We start from the raw sequence: 20,537 nt of genomic DNA, 5'->3' as shown, positions 1-20,537 counted from the left end.
GGCGTCGCCGCGATTCGAACGAGGGGGAAGATGATGAGACTGCTACCGATCCTGCTCGCGGCGGTCGCCACGCTCGCGCCGGCGATGGCGAACGCGCAGACGCCGCCCGTCGTGGTCTCGCCCGATGGCCGCACGCGGCTGGAGATCGACGCGGCCTCCGGGCTGCGCTATCGCGTCGTGCGCGACGGCGCCGAAGTGATCGCCACCTCGCCGATCGGAATGGTGACGAGCCAGGGCGGTTTCGGCACCAGCGAGTCCGCCGTCACCGCGTCGGAGGCGAGCGCGGTCAATGACACCTACGTTCCGGTCGCCGGCAAGGCCAGCCGCGTCGCCGACCGCTACAATCAGGTCGTGCTGCACCTCACGCGCGGCAAGGACGGCGTCACCTATGATCTCGTCGCGCGCGCATATGATGACGGCGTCGCCTTCCGCTTCGTGGTCGCTGCGCAGCCCCGCTTCGACGCCCTCGACGTGTATTGGGAGACGACCGGCTTCTATTTCCCGGCCGATTACGCGTGCTGGGGCGCGAACAGCGGTCGGTTCGAGAATTCGCACGAGACCGAGTTCGATCCGATCAAGGCGTCGGCGATGCGCGGCTTCCACCTCTATGACGCGCCGCTGCTGTGCCGGACCGGCAAGGGCGAGACCAGCTTCGCCATCGTCGAGGCCGACAAACGCGACTATCCCGGCGCATATTACGCGCGGCGTGCCGATGCCGGCTTGGGCGTCAACGTCGCGCTGACGTCGCGGCGCGACAACATTCCCGACAGCCCCGCGTTCAAAGTGTCCGCGCACGCCGCGCTCACGCAGGGGCCGCTGCTGACGCCGTGGCGGACGGTGATGATCGCCAATCGGCCCGGCGACCTGATCGAATCGAGCCTCGTCCAGCTTCTCGCCGCGCCTTCGGCGATCGCGGACACGAGCTGGATCAAGCCGGGCAAGTCCGCCTGGGACTGGTGGAACGGCTGGGCCGTCAACGTCCCAAATCCTGGCATCAACACCGCGACCTACCGGGCCTATATCGATTTCGCCAAGGCGATGGGCCTCGAATACATCCTGATCGACGAGGGCTGGTACAAGGGCAGTTCGGAAGGGCCGCGCCCGGCGGACGTCACCGTGCCCGTGCCGGCGGTCGATATCCCCGGTCTCGTCAAATACGGCGCCGAGCGCAAGGTCGGGGTGTGGGTGTGGCTGCAATGGAAGCAGCTCCAGCGCCAGCTCGATGCCGCTCTGCCGTTGTACGAGGCATGGGGCATCAAGGGCATCAAGGTCGATTTCATGGACCGCAACGACCAGGAGATGGTCGAATTCTACCATGAACTGCTCTCCAAGGCGGCGGCGCATCACCTGATGGTGGATCTGCACGGCGCCTATCCGCCCGACGGGCTGCTGCGCACCTATCCCAATTTCGTGACCCAGGAAGGCGTGCTCGGCGCCGAGTATAACAAGTTCGGGGCGCGCATCACCGCGACGCACAACGTCACCTTGCCCTTCACCCGCATGTTGCTCGGGCCGATGGACTATACGCCCGGCGGCTTCCGCGCGCTGCCGCCGGCCGAGTTCGCGACCAAGCACCGGCTGCTGCGCCCCTATGTCCAGACCACGCGCGGGCAAGCGATCGCCATGTACGTCGTCTATGAATCACCGCTTGTGATGCTGTCGGACAGCCCGGACGCCTATATCGGCGCGGATGGCCGGCTGACCGACGGTGCCGACTTTCTCAAGCAGGTGCCGACGAGCTGGGATGAGACCCGCTTCATTTCGGGCGAGATCGGCCAGTCGATCGTGCTCGCGCGCCGCAAGGGCGATCGCTGGTATATCGGTGCGATGACCAACGAGCAGGGGCGCAAGATCTCCGTGCCGCTGGCGACGCTGGGAGCCGGCAAGCGCTGGCGCGCGCGCATCTGGCAGGACGGCGCGGATATGAACCACCTCAAGACGTCCACTACGCTGGTCCAGTCGCGCGACCATGTCCAACTCACCCTCGCGCCATCGGGCGGGGCGGCAATGGTGCTGGAGCCGGCGGGCGACTAGGCGCCGGGCCAGCCCCTTCCACCCTCCAACATCTCGCGAACGAACCCGGCCGCGCCGGCACTATAAAACAGGAGCAGGATTGGTGAGTTCAGAGCAAGAGCAGCGAAGCGCCGCGTCCGCCACGGATGCGCGCGAGGGCGTCGATCGGCGCGGCTTCCTGGAAAGCGCGGCGTGGATCGGCGCGCTCGCCGGTATCGGTGCCTGGGATCAGGCCGCCGCCGCGCCGCGCGGCCAGACCGTCGTGGACGACGCGCGCCTGCCCGATGGCTCGCGCTTCCGGCGCTGGGAGCAACCGTTGACCTTCTCCAAGACCTATTATGTCGACAACACCGCGTCGAACGCCGACGACGCCGGCCCCGGCGACGCGGCGCGGCCGTTCCGCACGATCGGCAAGGCCGCCGAAATCCTCCGGCCGGGCGAGCGCGTCGTCATCGCGGCGGGCACCTACCGCGAATGCGTCCGTCCCGCGCGCGGCGGCACCAGCCCGGCGCAGATGATAAGCTACGAAGCCGCACCGGGCGCCACCGTCTATATCACCGGCTCGGAAGTGCTGAAGGATGGCTGGCAGCAGGAAACGGTCACGCCCGGTTTCCCCTTTCCTGGCAGCCCGGCCGGGCCGGGCGTCACCGTCTGGCGCCACGACCTCACCGGCGCATTGTTTCCGGATGCCTATAATCCGTTCGCGCTCCCCAGCATCATGGGATCATGGGGATGGCTGGACGGCGCGACCGCCGATCTGGGGCCGTATCTGCGCCGGCGCGGGCTGGTGTTCGTCGATGGCAAACCGCTCGAGCCGATGGAGCAGCTTCGCGAACTCGCGATGCCCGATCTGCCGCCGATGCCCGACTTCACGCGCGCGGCGGTGCCGGAGAACGGAATGCCGGCGCGGCGGCGCGGCGGGCCGATCATGCAGGAAATCGGCGGCGCGCCCACCGCGCGCTTCTGGGCCGATCATGCCGGCACGGCGGTGTACGTGCGGCTTGCGTCGGGCACGCCCGCCGATCACCAGATCGAAGTCACCACCCGCCAGCAAGCCTTCATCCCCGCGCGCAGCGGCACCGGCTTCATCCGGGTCAAGGGGATCACCTTCCGGCACGCGGGAAACGCTTATCCGTTTCCGCAATACGGCATGGTCTCGCTCGCCGGCGGCGATCACTGGATCTTGGAGGGCAATACGTTCGAATGGGCGAACGGCATCGGTCTGGCCATCGGCAGCGACGGCAACAGCGCCGGCGCGCCGCAGCCCGGCACGTCGATCGTCGTGCGCGGCAACACCATTCGCTACTGCGGCGTCGAGGGGATCGGCGGCATGGGCACCACCGATGCGCTGATCGAGGATAATCTGATCGAATGGTGCGGCTGGGCCGATGCGGAACGCGGCTGGGAGGCGGCGGGCGCCAAGTTCCACCGCGCGAAGAACATGCTGTTCCGCCGCAACGTCATCCGTCACATGCGCCATGCCAATGCGGCGTGGTGGGATGTCGATAACGACAATTGCCGCGTCACCCGCAACGTCGTCGCCGACGTGCTGACGGTCAGCGCCGCCGTCCATTTCGAAATGACGCCGGCGCGCAACATGATCGACACCAACATCATCTGGGACGTGCGCAACGCCGAACCCGGTACGCCGGGGCAGCGCGGATGCGCGGGCTCGGGCATCTTCGACAATGCGAGCAGCAACCTCGTCATCGCGCAGAATTTGATCGGCCGGTGCGACAACGCGGGCGTCTTCACCATTGTCCGGCCCGATCGCCGCCGCCCGGTCGCGGACAACAACGCGGTCGCGAACAACATTTTCGTCGCCTGCAAGTCGGCGATGGTCTTCCTCAGCACGAACAATCGGTCGGACGGCAATGTGTACGTCGACATGCCGAACGACTTCCTCGGCATTCTGCCGGAGCCGCAGACCGTCGCCTCCGCGCCCGATGCGTGGCGCCGAGTGCGGTACAGCGATCTGGCGAGCTGGCGGAGCGCCTACGGCTGGGACCGGACCTCGCTCGCCGCCGACGCGCGGATCGCGTTCGACCCCGCCACGCTGACGCTCACCGTCTCGACCACGGCTCGTCTGCCCCGGCTGCGTGCGCCGGGCGGGATCGAGACCGACATTCGCGGCAGGGCGACCGGTCCGATGCGAATCGCGGGTCCACTCGCCGATCTCCGCAGCGGGCAGTCCCTGGTGATCGACCCCCGGCTGAACCCCTGACGGGGCGGCGTCACTCGATCGTCCACTCCAGCAGGCTCGCCGGCGTGACATGCAGGCGCAGGTAACGCGCCGTAACGGCATGGCGCAGCACGATCGGCGAGCCGTTCCGCGCCACCTCGGCGAGGGCGGTGTTCCAATGCCGCCCATCGCGCGAGCTTTCAAGCGTGACACGCACCGGGCGGGTCGGGAAAAGCGGGCGTAACCGGCTCTCCCGCAGCGTCCGTTCGCGCCCGAGATCGGCCTGCAACCACGGTGCGGGATCGTCGGCGCGTGCGGCCCAGCCGGTCGCGTACGAGTCGTCGGCGGCGCGCTCGGGCGAATGCGCGGCGTCGCGCGCGCTCGACGCGCTGGCGCGCCACGCGAGCCCGGCATCGCGCCGCCGCGCCGTGTCGGGAATGTCCGCACCGTCATGCGTCGGCGTCACCGGCGCGATCCGGTCCCCGGTGATCGTCAGCGCGTCGACCGCGACCTGGCGCAGCACCGCGCCATCGGCGGGCGGCCAGGGCAGGCTCTGCCGATGATAGAGGATGAAGGCGCGGCCGTGGTCGCGGAAGATGGCGTGGTGGCCGGGGCTGATGATCTGCCGGTCGGCATGCGTTTCCAGGATCGGGCTGTTCGGCGCTTCGGTGAACGGCCCCATCGGTGACGTGCCGACCGCGTAGCGCACCTGATACGTATCCTTGGTGGTATTGCCCCAACTATAGGTCAGCAGGTAGGATTTGCCCGATTTGATGAGGAACGGCGCTTCGAAATAATGCGCCGGGGTGCAATCCCTCGGCGCGCCGTCGAGCTTCGTCATGCTGCGGTCGAGCCGCGCGACGAAACAGCGCCCGTTGACCCAGTTCAGCCCCGATCCCCACACGAGATATGCCGTGCCGTCATCGTCGACGAACGCTTCGGCGTCGATCATGTGATAGCCGGGGCGGAAGTTCCCTGGGATCAGCGGCTTGCCGCCGTTCGCGTCGGACCACGGGCCAGCCGGGGAGGGGGCGCTTCCGACCCAGATCTCGCTCCCGACCGAGACGTACATATACCACCGGCCGTTGGCGGCCCGCACGACGGAGGGGGCCCACACCTTCGCGTCGCCCGAGGTCGGGCTGGTCGCGGCGGCCTTGGTCGGCCATGCCGGGGTCGAGAAGGTCCAGTTGCGGAAATCGTCAGAGGTCCACAGGCCGAGACGGTCGTCGCCCCACGGATCGATCGTCGCGTAAATATACCATCGCCCCTTGTCATGGACGATCGAGGGATCGGCGAAATAGCCCGGCAACAGCGGGTTGCGTGCGCCGGGCGCGTCCCACCGGGCCGCCGGCGGCGGCGCCGCCGCGCCGGCAAGGGGTGCGGTCATGGCCAGCCCGACCGCCCACGCCACCACGCGGCGCATGTCACGCATCCGGCAGACTCCCTTCGGTCAGCCCGCTCCCGGACAGCACCAGCGCCACCCCGATCGCGTTGCGCCGCGCCGCCGGCACCGTCACCTCGAGCGCCGTGTCGGTCTGGCGAAACGCGAGCGGCGCCGGATCGCCGGGCAGCGCCACGCGCATGATCCGCCCGCGCCCCACCGCGTTCCCGCTCGCGAACAGCGTCAGGCGCACCACGCCGTCGTCGGGCCAGCCCAGCACCAGCGCGTGTACGTCGTCACCACGGCGGACGTAGCGAACGTCTCGCGCCGTATAGGGCGATTTCGGCCCGCTTTCGGCGAACATGCCCGATACCGGCTTGGTCGGTCCTTCCCCGTGGATCCGCCAGGGCCGCGTGCCGTAGATCGCCTGACCATAGAGCCGCATCCACCCCGCGATCTCACCGAGGATCTTCTCCTCCTTCTCGTCGATCGTGCCGTCGCCGCGCATCGGCACGCTGAGCAGGAGGTTGCCGTTCTTCGACACGACATCGCACAAGGTATGCACCACCGTCGCCGCGCTCTTGTAGCCGTCGCGGTCGTAGAGCGCGCGGTCGTAATGCCAGTTGCCCAGGCAGGTGTCGGTCTGCCACGGATAGGTTTCGATGTTCGCCTTGCCGCCGCGCTCGACATCCTCCACCAGCCCCATGCGATGCTCGGCCGGCATCATCTTGGCGTTGAGCACGGCCTCCAGCCGGCCGTTCGCGCGGGTGCGGCTGGCATTGTAGAAATGCGCGGCCACCTCCAACCCGGTCTGCCCGAAGGGCAGGCCGAAATTGTCGAAATACAGCAGATCCGGCCCGTAGCGGTCGATCAGCTCGCGGCAGCGCTGCGCCCAGGCGCGGACGAACACCGCCTTCGCCGCCGGCGCCTCCTCCACCCACAATTCGTCGGTGCGCGCGTGGATGGCATCGGCTTCCGCGATCGTGCGGACTCCGGCCGGCAGCGGCAGGGTGCGGCCGGTGTAGAGCGCCTGCGGGTCGAGCCCGTCCCACCACGTGTCACGCCCGTCGCGCGCGGTCAGGCGATCGGCGTCGTAGCGTTGGCCGGCATGCGGCCCCTCGGGGTCATAGCCGTAGGCGGGCTGCAGCCAATGCCACGCATGCGCGCCGTGGTTCGAGACGCCGAAACGCAGGCCGCGCGCCCGCGCCGCGCGCTGCCAGGTGCCGATGATGTCGCGGCGCGGCCCGACCCGCGTCGTGTTCCAGCCGTGCGAGGACGCGAACGTATCGACATTGTCGTGGTGGTTCGCCAGCGCGACGAAATAGCGTGCGCCGGCGGCGACATAGAGATCGAGCAGCCGTTCGGGCTGCCAGCGTTCGGCGCGCCATTTGCCGATGATCTCCAGATAGCCGACCTCGCTCGGGTGGCCGTATTTGGCGACATGGGCTTTGTTCGCGCGCGTGCCCTGCAGGTACATGTTGCGCGCGTACCAATCGCCTTCCTCCGGCACGCACTGCGCGCTCCAGTGCGCCCAGATGCCGAACTTGGCGTCGCGGAACCACTCGGGCGCGCGATAGCCCTGTGTCAGCGATCCCCAGTCCGGCGTGAAGGCGGGGGCGGCCGCGCGCGCGCCCTGCGCCGCCGCCGGCAGGGCGAGACCGGCACCTGCGACCGTACCGATCGCGTCACGACGATTGACGATCATGCGAAACCTCCATCGTGGCGCGGCGGCGCCGGTTCATGCCTTCAGTATCAGGCCCTTGCGGTCCATCCACCATCCTACCGACCAGCACAGCATCGTATAGGCAAGGGCGCACAGCAACGATCCGAAAGCGCCAGGCGCGATCCGCTGGAACAGTTCGATGCCGATCCAGCCGTAAAGGCCGCCGTCCGGCCCCGTGTCGATCATGTTGATCGCCGTCACGAACAGTTCCGAAAACAGATAGATCGCGAGCGGGTTGCGGCCGAGGATGATGAAGAAGCGCGTGCCCCGCCGCACGCCGGTGATCTCGACCAGCGCGATGATCGCGGCCAGCGCGACGCAGTCGATGCCGATGGTGAGCAGCACGTACGAGCCGGTCCACAGCTTCTTGGCGAGCGGGAACCACGGCGACCATGCCAGTCCGGCGACGATCAGCGCCACACCGATCACCGCCATCGTGCGTGTCGTCCGCGACAGATCGCCGCCGCGCTGCACCGCCAGCCCGGCGAGATAGCCGGCCAGCACGTTGACGATCGCCGGCAGCGTGCCGAGCAGCCCTTCGGGATCGAAGCCGCCGTCTTTCTTGTAGAGGTGCCCCGGCCCGAACAGCCACAGGTCCAGCCGCGTACCGATCGTGCCGAACTTGTCATAGGCCATGCCCGGCGGCGACAGGAACACGAGCATCGCCCAATAGCCGAGCAGCAGCAGCGCGCTCGCGATCAGGATCTGGCGCGCGCCGAGCCAGCGCACCAGCAGGCCGGCGGCGACATAGCATAAGGCGAGCCGCTGCAGCACGCCGGGCACCCGGGTCAGCGTGAACGGGATCGGTGCCCAGCCGGCCTCGCCGCGCGCGACGAACGGGAACCAGTACATCAGGAACCCGAGCGCGAAGATGATCGCGCCGCGTTTGAACAGCCGCGCCAGATACGGTGCGGTGTCGATGCGCCGCCGGCTCGCGAAGCTCATCGCATTGCCCATTGCGAACAGGAAGCTCGGGAAGATCGCGTCGGCCATCGTGAAGCCGAACCATTTGGCGTGGACCAGCGTCGGATAGGCCGGCGCCCCCGGCCCGGCGGTGTTGACCAGGATCATCAGGAAGATGGTGAGGCCGCGAAACACATCGAGCGCGGTGAAACGGCGCGGATTGGGAGGGGCGAGCGTGTCGGTCATGGCTGGTCCGCATCGGCGAGCAACCGGCCGAGGTCGGCGAGCGGTGCCGCCGGGCGACGCCGTGGCCACACACGGCCGTCCCTGAGCCAGCCTTGCTCCCACGCCTTGACCGCCGCCGTGGCCGCCGCCGCGTCGAACGGCTGATGCGCGAGCGCGGCCTTGCGTTGCGCGGCGAGGAAGATCTGCCAGCGTGGCAGGTAGTAACCGGCGTACAGCCCCTGCCATGCGCGTGAGGCGTAATCGGAGAGATTGCCCTCGCCACCCCAGACGGTGACGATCGCCTTGGCCTGTTCCTCGAACGCATCCTTCTCGGCGCGCGTGTCGCCATAAGCGCGCGCGTCCGCGATCCAACTGCCGAGCGTTTCCTGCTGGTTGCCGATCAGCGCGTCGATCTCCCGCGCCAGCCGCGCGGCGGCGGCGGCGGCGGCGTCACCGCGGGTCACATCGCCCGCCGCATAGGCGGCGACGGCGCCGCGCAGCCGCGCATCGAGCTTGAGGCTGGCGTAATGGCGCGCGAAATCGACGAGATCGTAGGTGAACAGCGGCGCGGGCTGGCGTGGCCGGCTGGCCAGCAGGCCGGCGATGCCGTCGCGCAACGCCGCCGGATCGCCGGGCGCGGCGGGATAGTCCGCGCCGGCCAGCGTCGGGCGTTTGAAGAACAGATACGCACCCGCCTTGTTCTGCCACCAGCGCGGCGTCCAGTAGCGTGTGGAATATGCGCCCGCGATCACCTTGCGCCACGCCGCGATCAGTCCGGGCGACGCGCTTCCATAGCGCGCGCGAGCATAGTCCGCGATCCACTCCGCGACCGGGCGCCGCGCATCCTCACCCCAGGCGAGATCATAAGCGTAGGTATAGACGACCGAATTGCTGTGCAGCCCCTCGGGAAACAGCCCGAAGCCGGTGAGCTTTCCGCGCACCGGGCTCGTCGCCAGCGCCGCCAGATCGTCGCGGTAGAAACCGAGATCGCCATAGACGGGGTTGCTGCCGCCATAATTGTGGACATAGCCATAGACCCAGTTCTTGCCGTCGAACGCGCCGCTCGTCCGCCAGATGCCCGGATAGCGATCATTGCCGATGTCGAGCACCAGCATCCGGTCATTGGGAACGCGGCTCAGGAACGCGCGGATCGCCTCGGGCGTCCAGAACGTCTTGTCGGCGCCGAACAGCCAGCCCTGCATCACCCATGTGGCACCGGGGGCGGCGGCGGTGACCGACTGGAACAGTTTCTCGCCATATGCCGCGAGCCGCGCGTCGCGCACCGGCGCGGGCAGGGCGGCGGCACGGGTCGCGGCGGAATTGGCGATGCTGTCCCCATATTTGGCGGCGCTCGCATCGCTGCCGTCCTCAGCGATCGGCGGCACCATCTCGTTGAAGGCATCGGCGAGGTAATAGTCCCCCGCGCCATAGGTCTGCGTGTAGAGCTGCGTGAACCGCTTCGCCAGCGTGGCGAACAACGGGTCGGACGGATCGAGCCAATAGGTCGGCGCGAACCCCTCCCACGCGCGCATCCGGTAGATGCGGGCCTCGGGGTGCCGCTCCGCGAACGCCTTGGGCACGTAGCCGGAGAAGGCCGGCAGGATCGGTTTCATGCCCAGGTCGCGCATCCGGGCGAGGATGCGAAGCTGCAACCGGTGCTTCTTCTCGATCCACCCCGCCGGCAGCGGCGCGCGATACCCGGCGATGTTGCCCATCCGCTGCCACGGCAGAAACGGTGCGGCGGACAGGCCCGCGGCGATGGTGGCGTCGTCCAGCCCCTGATCGCGCCACAGCGCGCGCCAGACGTAGTCCTGCCCCTCCATCGCCAGCGGCGTATCGATGCCGCGCGCGGCCATCCAGTCAATCTCGTCGGACCATCGCCGCCACGTCCACCACGGCGTCGTATAGCCGAAGGTGCAGGTGTTGAGATATGTGCGCAGCGTGAAGGCAGAGGCGACCGGTCCGGTATCGCCCGCCGGCAGATTGGTGAGCGGCGCGACGCGGCGCCCTTCCCAACTGACCGACAGGCGGCCGTGCCTCTGCAGATATTGCGCGGCGCCGTGTACCAGCGCGACGGCGGACGATCCTTCGACCGTCATCCGGCCCGCCGCCACCCGCACCCGGTAATACGGCGTTGCCGCCGGCCGGATCGCCAGAGTGATCCGACCGGCGGGAATGCCGAGCCGCCCAAGCGACTCCCGCGCCGGGAAGGTATCGCGGGGTTGCGCTTGGGCGGCACCGGCCGCCGCCAGCAGCAAGAGACCATAGATACAGGGTGGAAACGGCCTCCTCACGGCTGGGGCGATCGCTCTTCTTGGCTGGACGTTCGGATCAGAACCGGGCGGTTGCGGACAGATAGAAGGTCCGGCCCGTGCGGCTGGCCAACTGGAACGTGTCCTCGGTGGTCTGATACGCGTCTTCGTGCGTGTTGTTGAGGTTGATGATGCCACCGGTGAAGCTCAGGAACTTCGTCGGCGTGAAGCCCAGCGCGAGGTCCATCTGCGTGCGTGCGCGCACCGTATGGATTTCGCCGCCGTTGACGAAGAAGCTGTCGGCCGCATCCTGCTGGTACGAACTGCGGTGGTTGACCGAGAAGCGCACGCTGAACATCTCGTTTTCCCAATAGGGCGTCAGGTTCCAGGTCAGCTTGGAAAGGTCGCGCAGGTGGAAGCCGGTGCCCGCCGCCGGGCTGTCGGCGTCGACATAGGTGATGTTGCCGGTCGCGCCGAACCCTTTGAGCGGCAGGAACGGATCGAAGTTCTGCGATGCGGAGAATTCCACGCCCTTGATGTGGATCGTGCTGCTGTCGTTCAGCACGCGGCTGAAGCTGTAGTCGGTGCGCAGGTCGGCCGACTGGCAGTTGGTGGTCTGTCCGTTGAGCGCGACGCCGTTGTATGAGGTCGGGCAGTAGAATTGGGTGAAGGTGCCGTTCTTCACCGCCTTGTAGAAGCCGGCGAGGCTGATCGAATTGCCCGCGCCGTAATAATATTCGAGGCTGATGTCGGCCTGGTTGGCGGTCAGCGGCTTCAGCCGCGACTCGCCCTGCGCCACCGAAACGCTGGGGCGCGAACTGCTGGTCGAGGTGCTGATCGTGTCCGCCATTTGCGTCTGGCTGTTGAGCAGCGGGCGCACCAGCACCTTGGCGAGCGCGACCCGCGCGACCAGCTTGGGGGTGAGGTCGAGCGCGAACGAGGCGCTCGGCAGGACGTTGCCGTAGTCCTGGACGACATGCTCCTGCCCGATCAGCGTCGCGCTGCTGTCGGTGCCGTTGGTGATGCTGGTCGTGACGTTCTGATGCGTGTGTTCATACCGCACGCCGATGTTGCCGCGCAGCCGCTTGCCGCCGAGGTCGCCGTCGATGTTGAGCATGCCGTACACCGAGGGGATGTAGCGGTCGACGCGGTAGGTGTTCGGCCAGTCGCGCGTGTCGGGCACGGTGATGCCGTGCTGCGCGAGTACCGATTGCCACAATGGCGCGTTCACCGACAGGAACGTGCCGGGGACGCCCATCGCATTGCCGAGGAAATTGGTGACCGGCACGCCCGTGGTCGCCAGATCCGGGATATAGGCGTATTCGGGGTAGGTGACGCGGTCGCTCACGTCGCCGTCGCGGTCATGGCGATAGGCGTCGGTCTGGAAGCTCTCGTGGTGATATTTCGCGCCGAACACCAGCGCCTTCACGCCATGCCAGCCGATGTCGCGCGTCACGTCGAGCTGCCCGGCGGTATCCTTGGCGGACTGGATGTGCGTGGCGCCGTCGAGGAACGCGAACCAGGTGCGGTTGGCGGTCGTGTAGGGCGCGCCGCTGGTGACGCTCTGCGTGTTGAACTTGACGTTGCTCGGATCGGAAATGTCGAGCGTGCCGCCGCCGGCGAAATGGACCTCGTCGATCGACGCCCATTCATAGAGATGCGCGTCGCCCTGCGTATAATGGCCGACGCCGTGGATCTTCCAGCCTTCGGCCGGTTCCCAGTTGATCGTGCCGGTATAGGCCTGGCTCGCGAGGTTGCGCAGTTCGGGCTGGTCGTTGTTGTCGACGTTGAAGTCGCTGATCGAGATCTTGTCCGCGACACGGTTCGCGACGTGGTTGACCGTCACCGCCGATGTCGCCCAGCGGCCGAACACCAACTGGCGCGTGTCGTAGGTGGTGTGGTCCTTCGAATATTCGCCCTGCAACAGCACCTCGAAGTTCGAGGTTGGCTGCCACTGGATCGCGCCGCTCGCCATCAACTGCTCGGTATCGCGGTCGATGCGGCGGAAGCGCAGGTTGCCCGGAACATAGGCGTCGGGCAGCAGCACGCCGGGATCGTACCAGTTCTTGATGAACAGATAATCGCCGCGGTCGCGCAGCTTCTGGAAGCCGACGTTGACCATCACGCCGAGCGTGCCGCCCGCGAACTGGTTGACATAGGCGCCGCTGACCTTCGGCGTCACCCCGCCGCGGTAATCCGAGTCATAGCCCTTCACGCCGAGGATGAAGTGCGGGCCCTTGTAGCCCAGCGGCTTGACCGTATCGATGTTGACCGTGCCGGAAAGGCCGCCGGTGTCCATGTCGGCGGTCGGCGACTTGATGACCTGGATCGCGCTGGCGAGATCGGTCTGGATGATGTCGTAGCGGAAGCCGTCCTTGAAGTCGGCGCTGGCGAAGGTCTGCCCGTTGATCGTGGTGCGCGCATATTGCGCGCCGAGGCCGCGGATGCTGATCGTCGAGCCACGCCCGTTGATGTTCGACATCTGCACGCCGGCGATCCGCTGGATCGCCTCGGTGATGTTCTGCGCGGGGAACTTGCCGATATCCTCGGCGGTGATGCCGTCGGAGATGCGGATGTCGCGGCGCTTGGCGTCGGCGGCCGAGCGCAGGCTCTCGCGAAAGCCGGTGACGGTGATGTCGGGGCCGACCGTCTCGTCGCTCTGCGCGCCCGCGCCCGCCGGCACGGCGACGTCCGCCGCCACCGCGCCGCCGGCCGGCACCGTCTGCGCGTCGGCGGGCGTGATCGCGGCGATCGCGGCGACGCAACTCGTCGCCAACAGCCATTCCCTCGCACCGATTGCCCGCTTGCCTGCTCGCATACCGTACATCGTCAAACCCCCTCTGCGTTATCGTCGGTTACGTGCGGCGCCTGGACCTTCCGCCCGTTTTCGCCCCACCGGAATCCTGCGGCTGTAATGCGAGTGTCACGGAGAAGTCTGCCGCCTGTCAAGTGGAAACAAAGACAAAAACATAACATTTAAAAGCGAAAACGCGAATTGGTATCGCAACCACGAGGAAAACAATCGCCCTATCAAGGCGATGGCCGGATGCGGAACATCTCCCGGCCGGGGCTGGGCTACGGCAGATCGGTACAGGGGACAGGGGAATATGTCACCGAATCGCACAGAAAGTATCAACTATGTGAACGTCAGCGACGTAAAGTTACGATCGACGGCCCGTCGTTTGGCTGGGACTCGTTCGGGGCCGTCCCGCAACGTCCGAAAATGGAATGGCGTGTCCGCCCGAAGCCGAACGCTAAAAAATACACATAAGATACCATTGTCATGACATCCGAACCATGCATAATGCCCCGCATGCCGGCTGCCTCCCGAGGGGCGGGGCGTCTCCTTGGACGCGCGGCGCCGTTTCTGTCAGGCGGAGGTACTCAGTGAGCTTTCAGATGGCGGACCACGCCTCCGACGCGACAGTCGCCGCGACGCTGATGTATGCGGAGGCGGGCGAGGCCGGCGCCACGATCGCGCGTTTTCTGGATCGCAACCGAGCCACGCTCGCCACGCTCGGCGCGCGGCTGCGCGCGCTCGCTCCCGCGATCGTCGTCACCTGCGCGCGCGGATCGTCCGATCATGCGGCGACCTATGCGAAATACATGGTCGAAACGCTGCTCGGCACGCCCACCGCCTCGGCGGCCTTCTCGACGGTATCGCTCTATGATGCGCAGCCCGCGCGGGCGGGCGCAGGCGTCTCGACGCTCTGCATCGCCATCTCGCAATCGGGCCGCAGCCCGGATCTGCTCGCGACGGTGGAGCGGCAACGCGCGTCGGGTGCGCTGGTCGTCGCGCTCGTCAATGACGAGGGCTCACCGTTGGCCGACGCGGCGGACGTCGTGCTGCCATTGTGCGCCGGCCCGGAGAAATCGGTCGCGGCGACCAAATCCTATATCGCCTCGCTCGCCGGCATCGCCGCGATCGTCGCCGCGTGGCGCGACGACGCGGCGCTGCGTGCGGATCTCGCCGCCCTGCCGGCGCTGGTCGATATCGCCTTCGCGCTCGATTGGTCATCGGTGACGCGCGGGCTGCAGGACGCGACCAATCTGTTCCTGGTCAGCCGTGGGTACGGCCTCGCGATCGCGCAGGAAGCGGCGCTCAAGCTCAAGGAGACCTGCGGGCTCCACGGCGAGGCGTTCAGCGCCGCCGAGGTTCGCCACGGTCCGATGGCGATCGTGCGCGCGGGCTTCCCGGTGATCGCCTTCGACACCGGCGGAATCGCCGGCGAGGACGTTCGCGCGCTCGCGGATATCTTCGCCGAACGCGGCGCGCGGGTTTGGCTCGCCAGCAATGCGGAGACGTCGCACGCCGGGATCGAACGGCTGCCCGCGCTCGCGGTGTCACCCGAACTCGCGCCGATCGTGATGATCGCCAGCTTCTACCGCATGGTCAACGCGCTCGCGCTGGCGCGCGGCCATGATCCCGACCAGCCGCCCTATCTCGCCAAAGTGACGCGGACGCGATGAGCACGATCACGATCCACGGCGGCCACATCCTGGTCGGCGACGCAATCCTGTCCGACGCCACTTTCGTCCTGGCGGACGGGCGTCTGCGCGCGGTCGAGCCCGCCGGCGCGGGCGACATCGAGATCGACCTCGCCAGCGGCTGGCTGCTGCCCGGCTTCATCGACACGCAGGTCAATGGCGGCGGCGGGGTGCTGTTCAACAACGCGCTGACCATCGACGGATTGGCGACGATCGCCGCGGCGCACGCGCGCTTCGGCACGACCGCTTTGTTGCCGACGCTCATCAGCGACACGCATGCAGCGATCGGCGCCGCGCTCGACGCGGTCGACGCGGCGATCCTGGCGGGGGTGCCGGGGATCGTCGGCGTCCATATCGAAGGCCCGTTCATCAGCGGCGCGCGCAAGGGCATCCACGATCCGTCGCTGATCCGCGCGCTCGATCGCGAGGTCATCGAGGCGCTGTGCGCGCCGCGTCGCGGCGTCGTGATGATGACGCTGGCGCCCGAGATCGTGACGGCTCAGGACGTGTCGCGTCTCGCGGCGGCGGGCGTCATCCTCAGCGCGGGGCATACCGACGCCACCTATGAACAGGCGCGGGCGGGGTTCGCCGCCGGCATCACCGGCGTCACCCATCTCTACAATGCGATGTCGCCGCTGCTGCACCGCGCGCCCGGCGTCGTCGGCGCGGCCTTTACCGACGACCGGATCTGGTGCGGTCTGATCGCGGACGGTGTGCATGTCGCGCCCGCCGCGCTCGATGTCGCGCTCCGCGTCAAGGGCGCCGACCGGCTGATGCTCGTCACCGATGCGATGCCGAGCGTCGGCTCGGGCGACGATTCGTTCCTGCTCAACGGCCGCCGGATGGTGGTGCGTGACGGGGTGTGCCAGGGCGACGACGGCACGCTGGCGGGCGCGCATCTCGATATGGCGCAGGCGGTTCGGACGATGCGTGCCGCGACCGGCGCCGATCTGCCGCTCGTGAGCCGGATGGCGAGCGCTTCGCCCGCCGCGTTCCTCGGCCTCGATCGTGAACGCGGCACGCTGGCGCCCGGCAAGCGCGCCGATTTCGTCGTGCTCGATGCCGATCTCCAACCGCTCCAGACCTGGATCGGCGGCGTGAAGGTCGCCGCCGAGCCGGTCGACGCGCACGCTCAGGGGGAATTGACCGGCCGATGACACGCCTGACGCTCGTCGCGCCGGTCGACGGCTGGCTCGTCCCGCTCGCCGACGTGGCCGATGCGGTGTTCGCCGACCGGCTGCTCGGCGACGGCGTCGCGATCGACCCGCTCGGTGACACGCTCCACGCGCCCGCGCCGGGGGTGATCGTCTCGGTCCATGAGGCGGGGCATGCGGTGACGTTGCGGCTGGACGCGGGGCCGGTCGTGTTGATGCACGTCGGACTCGATACGGTGCGCCTCGGCGGCGCCGGTTTCACGCCGCTGGTCCGGGCCGGCGAACGCGTCGATGTGGGCGCGCCGCTGCTCGTGGTCGATCTCGCCACGGTCGCGGCGGGCGCGAAGAGCCTCGTCACGCCGATCGTCGTGACCGAGGGCGACCACGCAATCACGTGGCGCGCCCCGCCGGGCCGGGTTCGTCGCGGCGATCCGCTGCTCGCGCTCGCCGCCGATCAACCCATCGGTAATGCCGGGGGCGGAGCCGACTTCACACCGTCCGCCACCCGCACGATGCGCGTCCCGCTCGCGCACGGGCTGCACGCGCGGCCTTGTGCGAAGCTGGCCGGTCTCGCGCGGGGCTTCGACGCCGAGGTGCGCGCGATCAAGGGTGACCGCGAGGCCCGGCTGCGCAGCCCCAGCGCGATGATGACGCTCGCCATCGCCCACGGCGACACGATCACCATCGCCGCTTCGGGCGCGGACGCGCACGCCGCCGTCGATGCGCTGGCCGATCTGATCGCGACGGGCATGGACGAGGGCAAGCCGCTCGCCAGCGCGGCGCCCGTCGCTCCGGTACCCGCCGTGCCCACGGCGCCGCAGCGGGAAGGCGTCCTCACCGGCGTCACGGCGTCGCCCGGCTTCGCGACCGGCATCGCCGCGCATCTCGTCCGCCCCGAACCGATCCTCGCCCGTACCGGCGAAGGCATCGCGGCCGAGCGCGCGCGTTTCGCGGACGCCCTCGCGGCGCTGGCCGTCGCGCTCGAAGCCGAGCGTGGCGCGGCCGGCCCCGAGCAGGGCGCCATCGTCGCCGCGCATCGCGCGCTGCTCGACGACGAAGACCTCATCGAGCGCACCCACGCCCGGATCGACGCGGGCGACAGTGCCGCCATCGCCTGGCGAAGCGTCATGAGCGATCAGGCCGATGCGCTGCGCGCCGCGGCCGATCCACACATCGCCGCGCGCGCCGACGATCTGATCGACGTCGAGGTGCAACTGCAATGGCGGCTCGCCGGTCAGGCTCCGCCCGATGTGGCGCTTCCCGCCGACGCGATCCTGCTCGCCGACGATCTCGTGCCGTCGCAGGTCGCGTCGCTCGATCCCGCGCGCGTCGCCGGCATCGTCACCGCGCGCGGCGGGCCGACCTCGCACGTCGCGATCATCGCCGCCAGTCGCGGCATTCCGGCGCTGGTCGCCGCCGGCCCGCGCGTGCTTACGATCGCGGCGGGCACGCCGCTGGTGCTCGACACGGCGGCGGGCACGCTCACGGTCGATCCGGACACAGATGGGTGGCGACACGCGCAGGCCGAGGCGGCGGTCCGCGCCGCCCGCAAGGCGGCGGCGCGGACCGCCGCCATGCTCGAGGGCCGCACGCTGGACGGCACCCGCATCGAGGTGTCCGCGAACCTCGGCAAGCGCGCGGAAGCCGCGCCAGCCGTCGCCGGCGGCGCCGAGGGCTGCGGGTTGCTGCGCACCGAATTCCTGTTCCTCGATCGTGCCGTCGCGCCCGACGAGGACGAACAGGCGGCGGACTATGCCGCGATCGCCCGCGCGCTGGAGGGGCGCCCGCTGGTGATCCGCCTGCTCGACATCGGCGGCGACAAGCCGGCGCCCTATCTGCCGATCGCGCCCGAGGAGAATCCCGCGCTCGGCCTGCGCGGCATCCGCGTGGCGCTCGCCTATCCGGACATCCTCGCCGCGCAGATGCGCGCGGTGCTGCGCGCCAGCGAGGCGGGTGACGTCCGGGTGATGGCGCCGATGATCGCCACGGTCGCGGAGCTGCGCGCGGTGCGTGCCGCGATGCAGGCGGAAAGCGCCGCGCTCGGCCTCGGCGCGGACATGCCGCTCGGCGTGATGGTCGAAACCCCGGCGGCGGCGGTGATGGCGGACGGACTCGCTGCGGAGTGCGATTTCCTGTCGATCGGCACCAACGACCTCACCCAATATGTGCTGGCGATGGATCGCGGCAACCCGGCGGTGGCCGGCAGCGTGGACGGGCTCGATCCGGCGGTGCTGCGCATGATCGACCTGTGCTGTCGCGGTGCCGCGACGCATGGCAAGCCGGTCGGCGTGTGCGGCGGTCTCGCCTCGGATCGCCTGGCCGTGCCGATCCTGATCGGGCTCGGCGTCACCAAGCTGTCCGCCGCGCCGGCGGCGGTCGCCGAGGTGAAGGCGCTGGTGCGCGGCGTCTCGCTCGATCGCTGCCGCGCGCTCGCGGCGGCGGTCTTGCACGTTTCGACCGCCGCCGAGGTCCGCTCACGCGCGTCCGCGCTGCTTGGGGAGTTGGGGCTGTGAAATCGACCTTGCAACATCTGCAAAGCCTCGGCCGCGCGCTGATGCTGCCGATCGCGGTGCTGCCGGTGGCGGCGTTGCTGCTGCGGCTCGGGCAGGCCGATATGCTCGGCCTCGATTTCGTCAGCGCGGCCGGCAACGCGATGTTCGCCAATCTCGGCCTGCTGTTCGCGATCGGTGTCGCTACCGGCTTCGCGCGCGACGGCAACGGGGCGGCGCCGCTCGCCGGCGTGGTCTGCTTCCTCATCGCCACCGAAGGCGCCAAGGCCCTGCTGGCGGTGCCACCCGGCGTGCTCGCGGGCGTGCCCGACGCGTCGCGCGCCGCCGTCATGGCCGGATGGCGCAGCGCGCAGATCGACCGGGTCGCGGTGCCGCTCGGCATTCTCTCGGGGATCGTCGGCGGGCTTGGTTACAATCGCTTCTCGGCGATCCGCATGCCCGAATATCTGGCGTTTTTCGGTGGTCGCCGCTTCGTGCCGATCGTCAGTGGATTGGCCGGCCTCGTGCTCGCCGGTGTCGTCGGCGCGAGCTTCCCGGCGCTCGATCACGCGGTCAACACGGCCAGCACGGTGGCGCTGGCCAGCGGCGACATCGGCCTGTTCGTCTATGGGCTGCTCAACCGCCTGCTGCTGGTGACGGGGCTGCACCACATCCTCAACAACATCGCCTGGTTCGTACTGGGGGATTATCACGGCGTCACCGGGGATCTGCGCCGCTTCTTCGCCGGAGATCCGAGCGCGGGCGCGTTCATGAGCGGGTTCTTCCCGGTGATGATGTTCGGTCTGCCGGCCGCGTGCCTCGCCATGTACCACACCGCCCGGCCCGAACGCCGCAAGGCCACCGGCGGCATGTTGCTGAGCCTCGCCGCCACCTCGTTCCTCACCGGCGTGACCGAGCCGGTCGAGTTCAGCTTCATGTTCCTCGCGCCGGGGCTGTTCGTGCTCCATGCGGTGCTGACCGGCGCGGCGATGTCGCTGATGGCGGTGCTCGGCGTGCATCTCGGCTTCGGCTTCTCGGCGGGGCTGTTCGATTACGTGCTGAACTTCCCCAAGGCGCAGCGCCCGTTGCTGCTGCTGCCGGTCGGGCTGGTTTATGCGGTGATCTATTACGTCGCTTTCCGCTTCGTCATCGTCCGGTTCGATCTTCGCACCCCCGGGCGTGAGGACGAAGCCGCCGAGGATTTCGCGCCGGTCGCCGCGAGCGAGCGGGGCGGCGCCTTCCTCGCCGCAGTTGGTGGCGCGGACAATCTGCGCGAGATCGGCGCCTGCACGACGCGGCTCCGCCTGGTCGTGAACGATCAGAGCGCAGTCGATGAGGCGGCGTTGCGCCGGTTGGGCGCCAAGGGCTTCGTGCGGCCCGCGCCACAGGCGCTGCAAGTCGTGCTCGGCCCGCAGGCGGACCAGATCGCGGTGGAGATGCGCGGCGCCGCCGGGCGCTCCGCCGGCCCGGTCGCGGCGCCGCCGCGCCCGTCGGAGCGCTCGGTCGATCCGGCGCGGATGCCGTCCGCGCTGGTCGTCGCGCTCGGCGGAGCGGATGTCGTGCGGCGCGCGCGGGCGATCGACGGGCGGCTGTTGCTCGGTGCGGCGGCGGCCCCGGATGAAGCCGCGCTCGGCGAACTCGGCGCGCGCGGCGTCGTGCAGGTGCGGGGCGGGTGGCAGGTGCTGTTCGCTCAGGCGGAGCTGCGCGGCTGGCTCGGCGACTGACGC

General features: G+C 69.0%; 11 protein-coding genes. 6 read left to right on the top strand and 5 right to left on the bottom strand.

Annotation, left to right across the window (positions count from 1 at the left end; translation table 11 throughout):
- Nucleotides 1-30: 30 nt before the first annotated feature.
- Nucleotides 31-2,034: a glycoside hydrolase family 97 protein gene (locus BLS81_RS07910; RefSeq protein ID WP_093222825.1), complete on the top strand. Its 2,004-nt coding sequence runs from the start codon at nt 31-33 to the stop codon at nt 2,032-2,034.
- 82 nt (nt 2,035-2,116) lie between these two features.
- Entirely contained in the window at nt 2,117-4,237 is a 2,121-nt protein-coding gene (locus tag BLS81_RS07905) for a right-handed parallel beta-helix repeat-containing protein (protein WP_218123100.1), read from the top strand.
- Between the two features lie 10 nt (nt 4,238-4,247).
- On the opposite strand, the gene BLS81_RS07900 is transcribed toward BLS81_RS07905, so the two are convergent.
- The 5 genes from BLS81_RS07900 to BLS81_RS07880 are packed head-to-tail and all read right to left on the bottom strand — an operon-like array spanning nt 4,248 to nt 13,455.
- Nucleotides 4,248-5,627 (bottom strand): family 43 glycosylhydrolase, encoded by a 1,380-nt coding sequence (locus BLS81_RS07900; RefSeq protein WP_256326129.1) that lies wholly within the window; start codon nt 5,625-5,627, stop codon nt 4,248-4,250.
- Nucleotides 5,620-7,281, bottom strand: coding sequence for an alpha-L-fucosidase (locus BLS81_RS07895; RefSeq protein WP_093222822.1), 1,662 nt, complete (start codon nt 7,279-7,281; stop codon nt 5,620-5,622). Before BLS81_RS07895 ends, BLS81_RS07900 begins: the two co-directional genes overlap by 8 nt.
- Nucleotides 7,282-7,314: 33 nt before the next feature.
- Nucleotides 7,315-8,448 carry an acyltransferase family protein gene (locus tag BLS81_RS07890; RefSeq protein ID WP_093222820.1) on the bottom strand — a complete coding sequence of 378 codons (1,134 nt, stop codon included), beginning with the start codon at nt 8,446-8,448 and terminating at the stop codon, nt 7,315-7,317.
- On the bottom strand, nt 8,445-10,721 hold the full coding sequence (locus BLS81_RS07885; RefSeq protein ID WP_256326128.1) for an alpha-N-acetylglucosaminidase: 2,277 nt from the start codon (nt 10,719-10,721) through the stop codon (nt 8,445-8,447). Before BLS81_RS07885 ends, BLS81_RS07890 begins: the two co-directional genes overlap by 4 nt.
- 37 nt (nt 10,722-10,758) lie before the next feature.
- A complete protein-coding gene (locus BLS81_RS07880) occupies nt 10,759-13,455 on the bottom strand; it encodes a TonB-dependent receptor (protein WP_176787071.1) in 2,697 nt (898 codons plus the stop codon).
- Between the two features lie 623 nt (nt 13,456-14,078).
- Here BLS81_RS07880 and BLS81_RS07875 point away from each other — a divergent pair.
- Genes BLS81_RS07875 through nagE form a run of 4 tightly spaced genes read left to right on the top strand, consistent with a single transcriptional unit; the run spans nt 14,079 to nt 20,534 of the window.
- Nucleotides 14,079-15,149, top strand: a complete 1,071-nt coding sequence (locus BLS81_RS07875; protein ID WP_093222817.1) for an SIS domain-containing protein — start codon at nt 14,079-14,081, stop codon at nt 15,147-15,149.
- Nucleotides 15,146-16,324, top strand: a complete 1,179-nt coding sequence (gene nagA / locus BLS81_RS07870; protein WP_093222815.1) for an N-acetylglucosamine-6-phosphate deacetylase — start codon at nt 15,146-15,148, stop codon at nt 16,322-16,324. Before BLS81_RS07875 ends, nagA begins: the two co-directional genes overlap by 4 nt.
- Nucleotides 16,321-18,834: a phosphoenolpyruvate--protein phosphotransferase gene (ptsP, locus tag BLS81_RS07865; protein WP_093222814.1), complete on the top strand. Its 2,514-nt coding sequence runs from the start codon at nt 16,321-16,323 to the stop codon at nt 18,832-18,834. Before nagA ends, ptsP begins: the two co-directional genes overlap by 4 nt.
- Complete coding sequence (nagE, locus tag BLS81_RS07860; protein WP_093222812.1) at nt 18,831-20,534, top strand: N-acetylglucosamine-specific PTS transporter subunit IIBC; 1,704 nt, start codon at nt 18,831-18,833, stop codon at nt 20,532-20,534. The genes ptsP and nagE overlap by 4 nt, the downstream gene beginning before the upstream one ends.
- The last annotated feature ends 3 nt before the right edge of the window (nt 20,535-20,537 follow it).

Source organism: Sphingomonas sp. NFR15, from assembly GCF_900103265.1.
Lineage (GTDB): Bacteria > Pseudomonadota > Alphaproteobacteria > Sphingomonadales > Sphingomonadaceae > Sphingomonas > Sphingomonas pollutisoli.
This window is presented reverse-complemented; position numbering and strand designations above follow the sequence as displayed.

Excerpts from the sequence above, each read along its gene's own strand:
- BLS81_RS07875 (WP_093222817.1), top strand. The coding sequence starts at position 14,079 with ATGGCGGACCACGCCTCCGACGCGACAGTCGCCGCGACGCTGATGTAT.
- BLS81_RS07890 (WP_093222820.1), bottom strand. The coding sequence starts at position 8,448 with ATGACCGACACGCTCGCCCCTCCCAATCCGCGCCGTTTCACCGCGCTC.
- BLS81_RS07895 (WP_093222822.1), bottom strand. The coding sequence starts at position 7,281 with ATGATCGTCAATCGTCGTGACGCGATCGGTACGGTCGCAGGTGCCGGT.
- BLS81_RS07910 (WP_093222825.1), top strand. The coding sequence starts at position 31 with ATGATGAGACTGCTACCGATCCTGCTCGCGGCGGTCGCCACGCTCGCG.
- BLS81_RS07900 (WP_256326129.1), bottom strand. The coding sequence starts at position 5,627 with ATGCGTGACATGCGCCGCGTGGTGGCGTGGGCGGTCGGGCTGGCCATG.
- ptsP (WP_093222814.1), top strand. The coding sequence starts at position 16,321 with ATGACACGCCTGACGCTCGTCGCGCCGGTCGACGGCTGGCTCGTCCCG.
- nagA (WP_093222815.1), top strand. The coding sequence starts at position 15,146 with ATGAGCACGATCACGATCCACGGCGGCCACATCCTGGTCGGCGACGCA.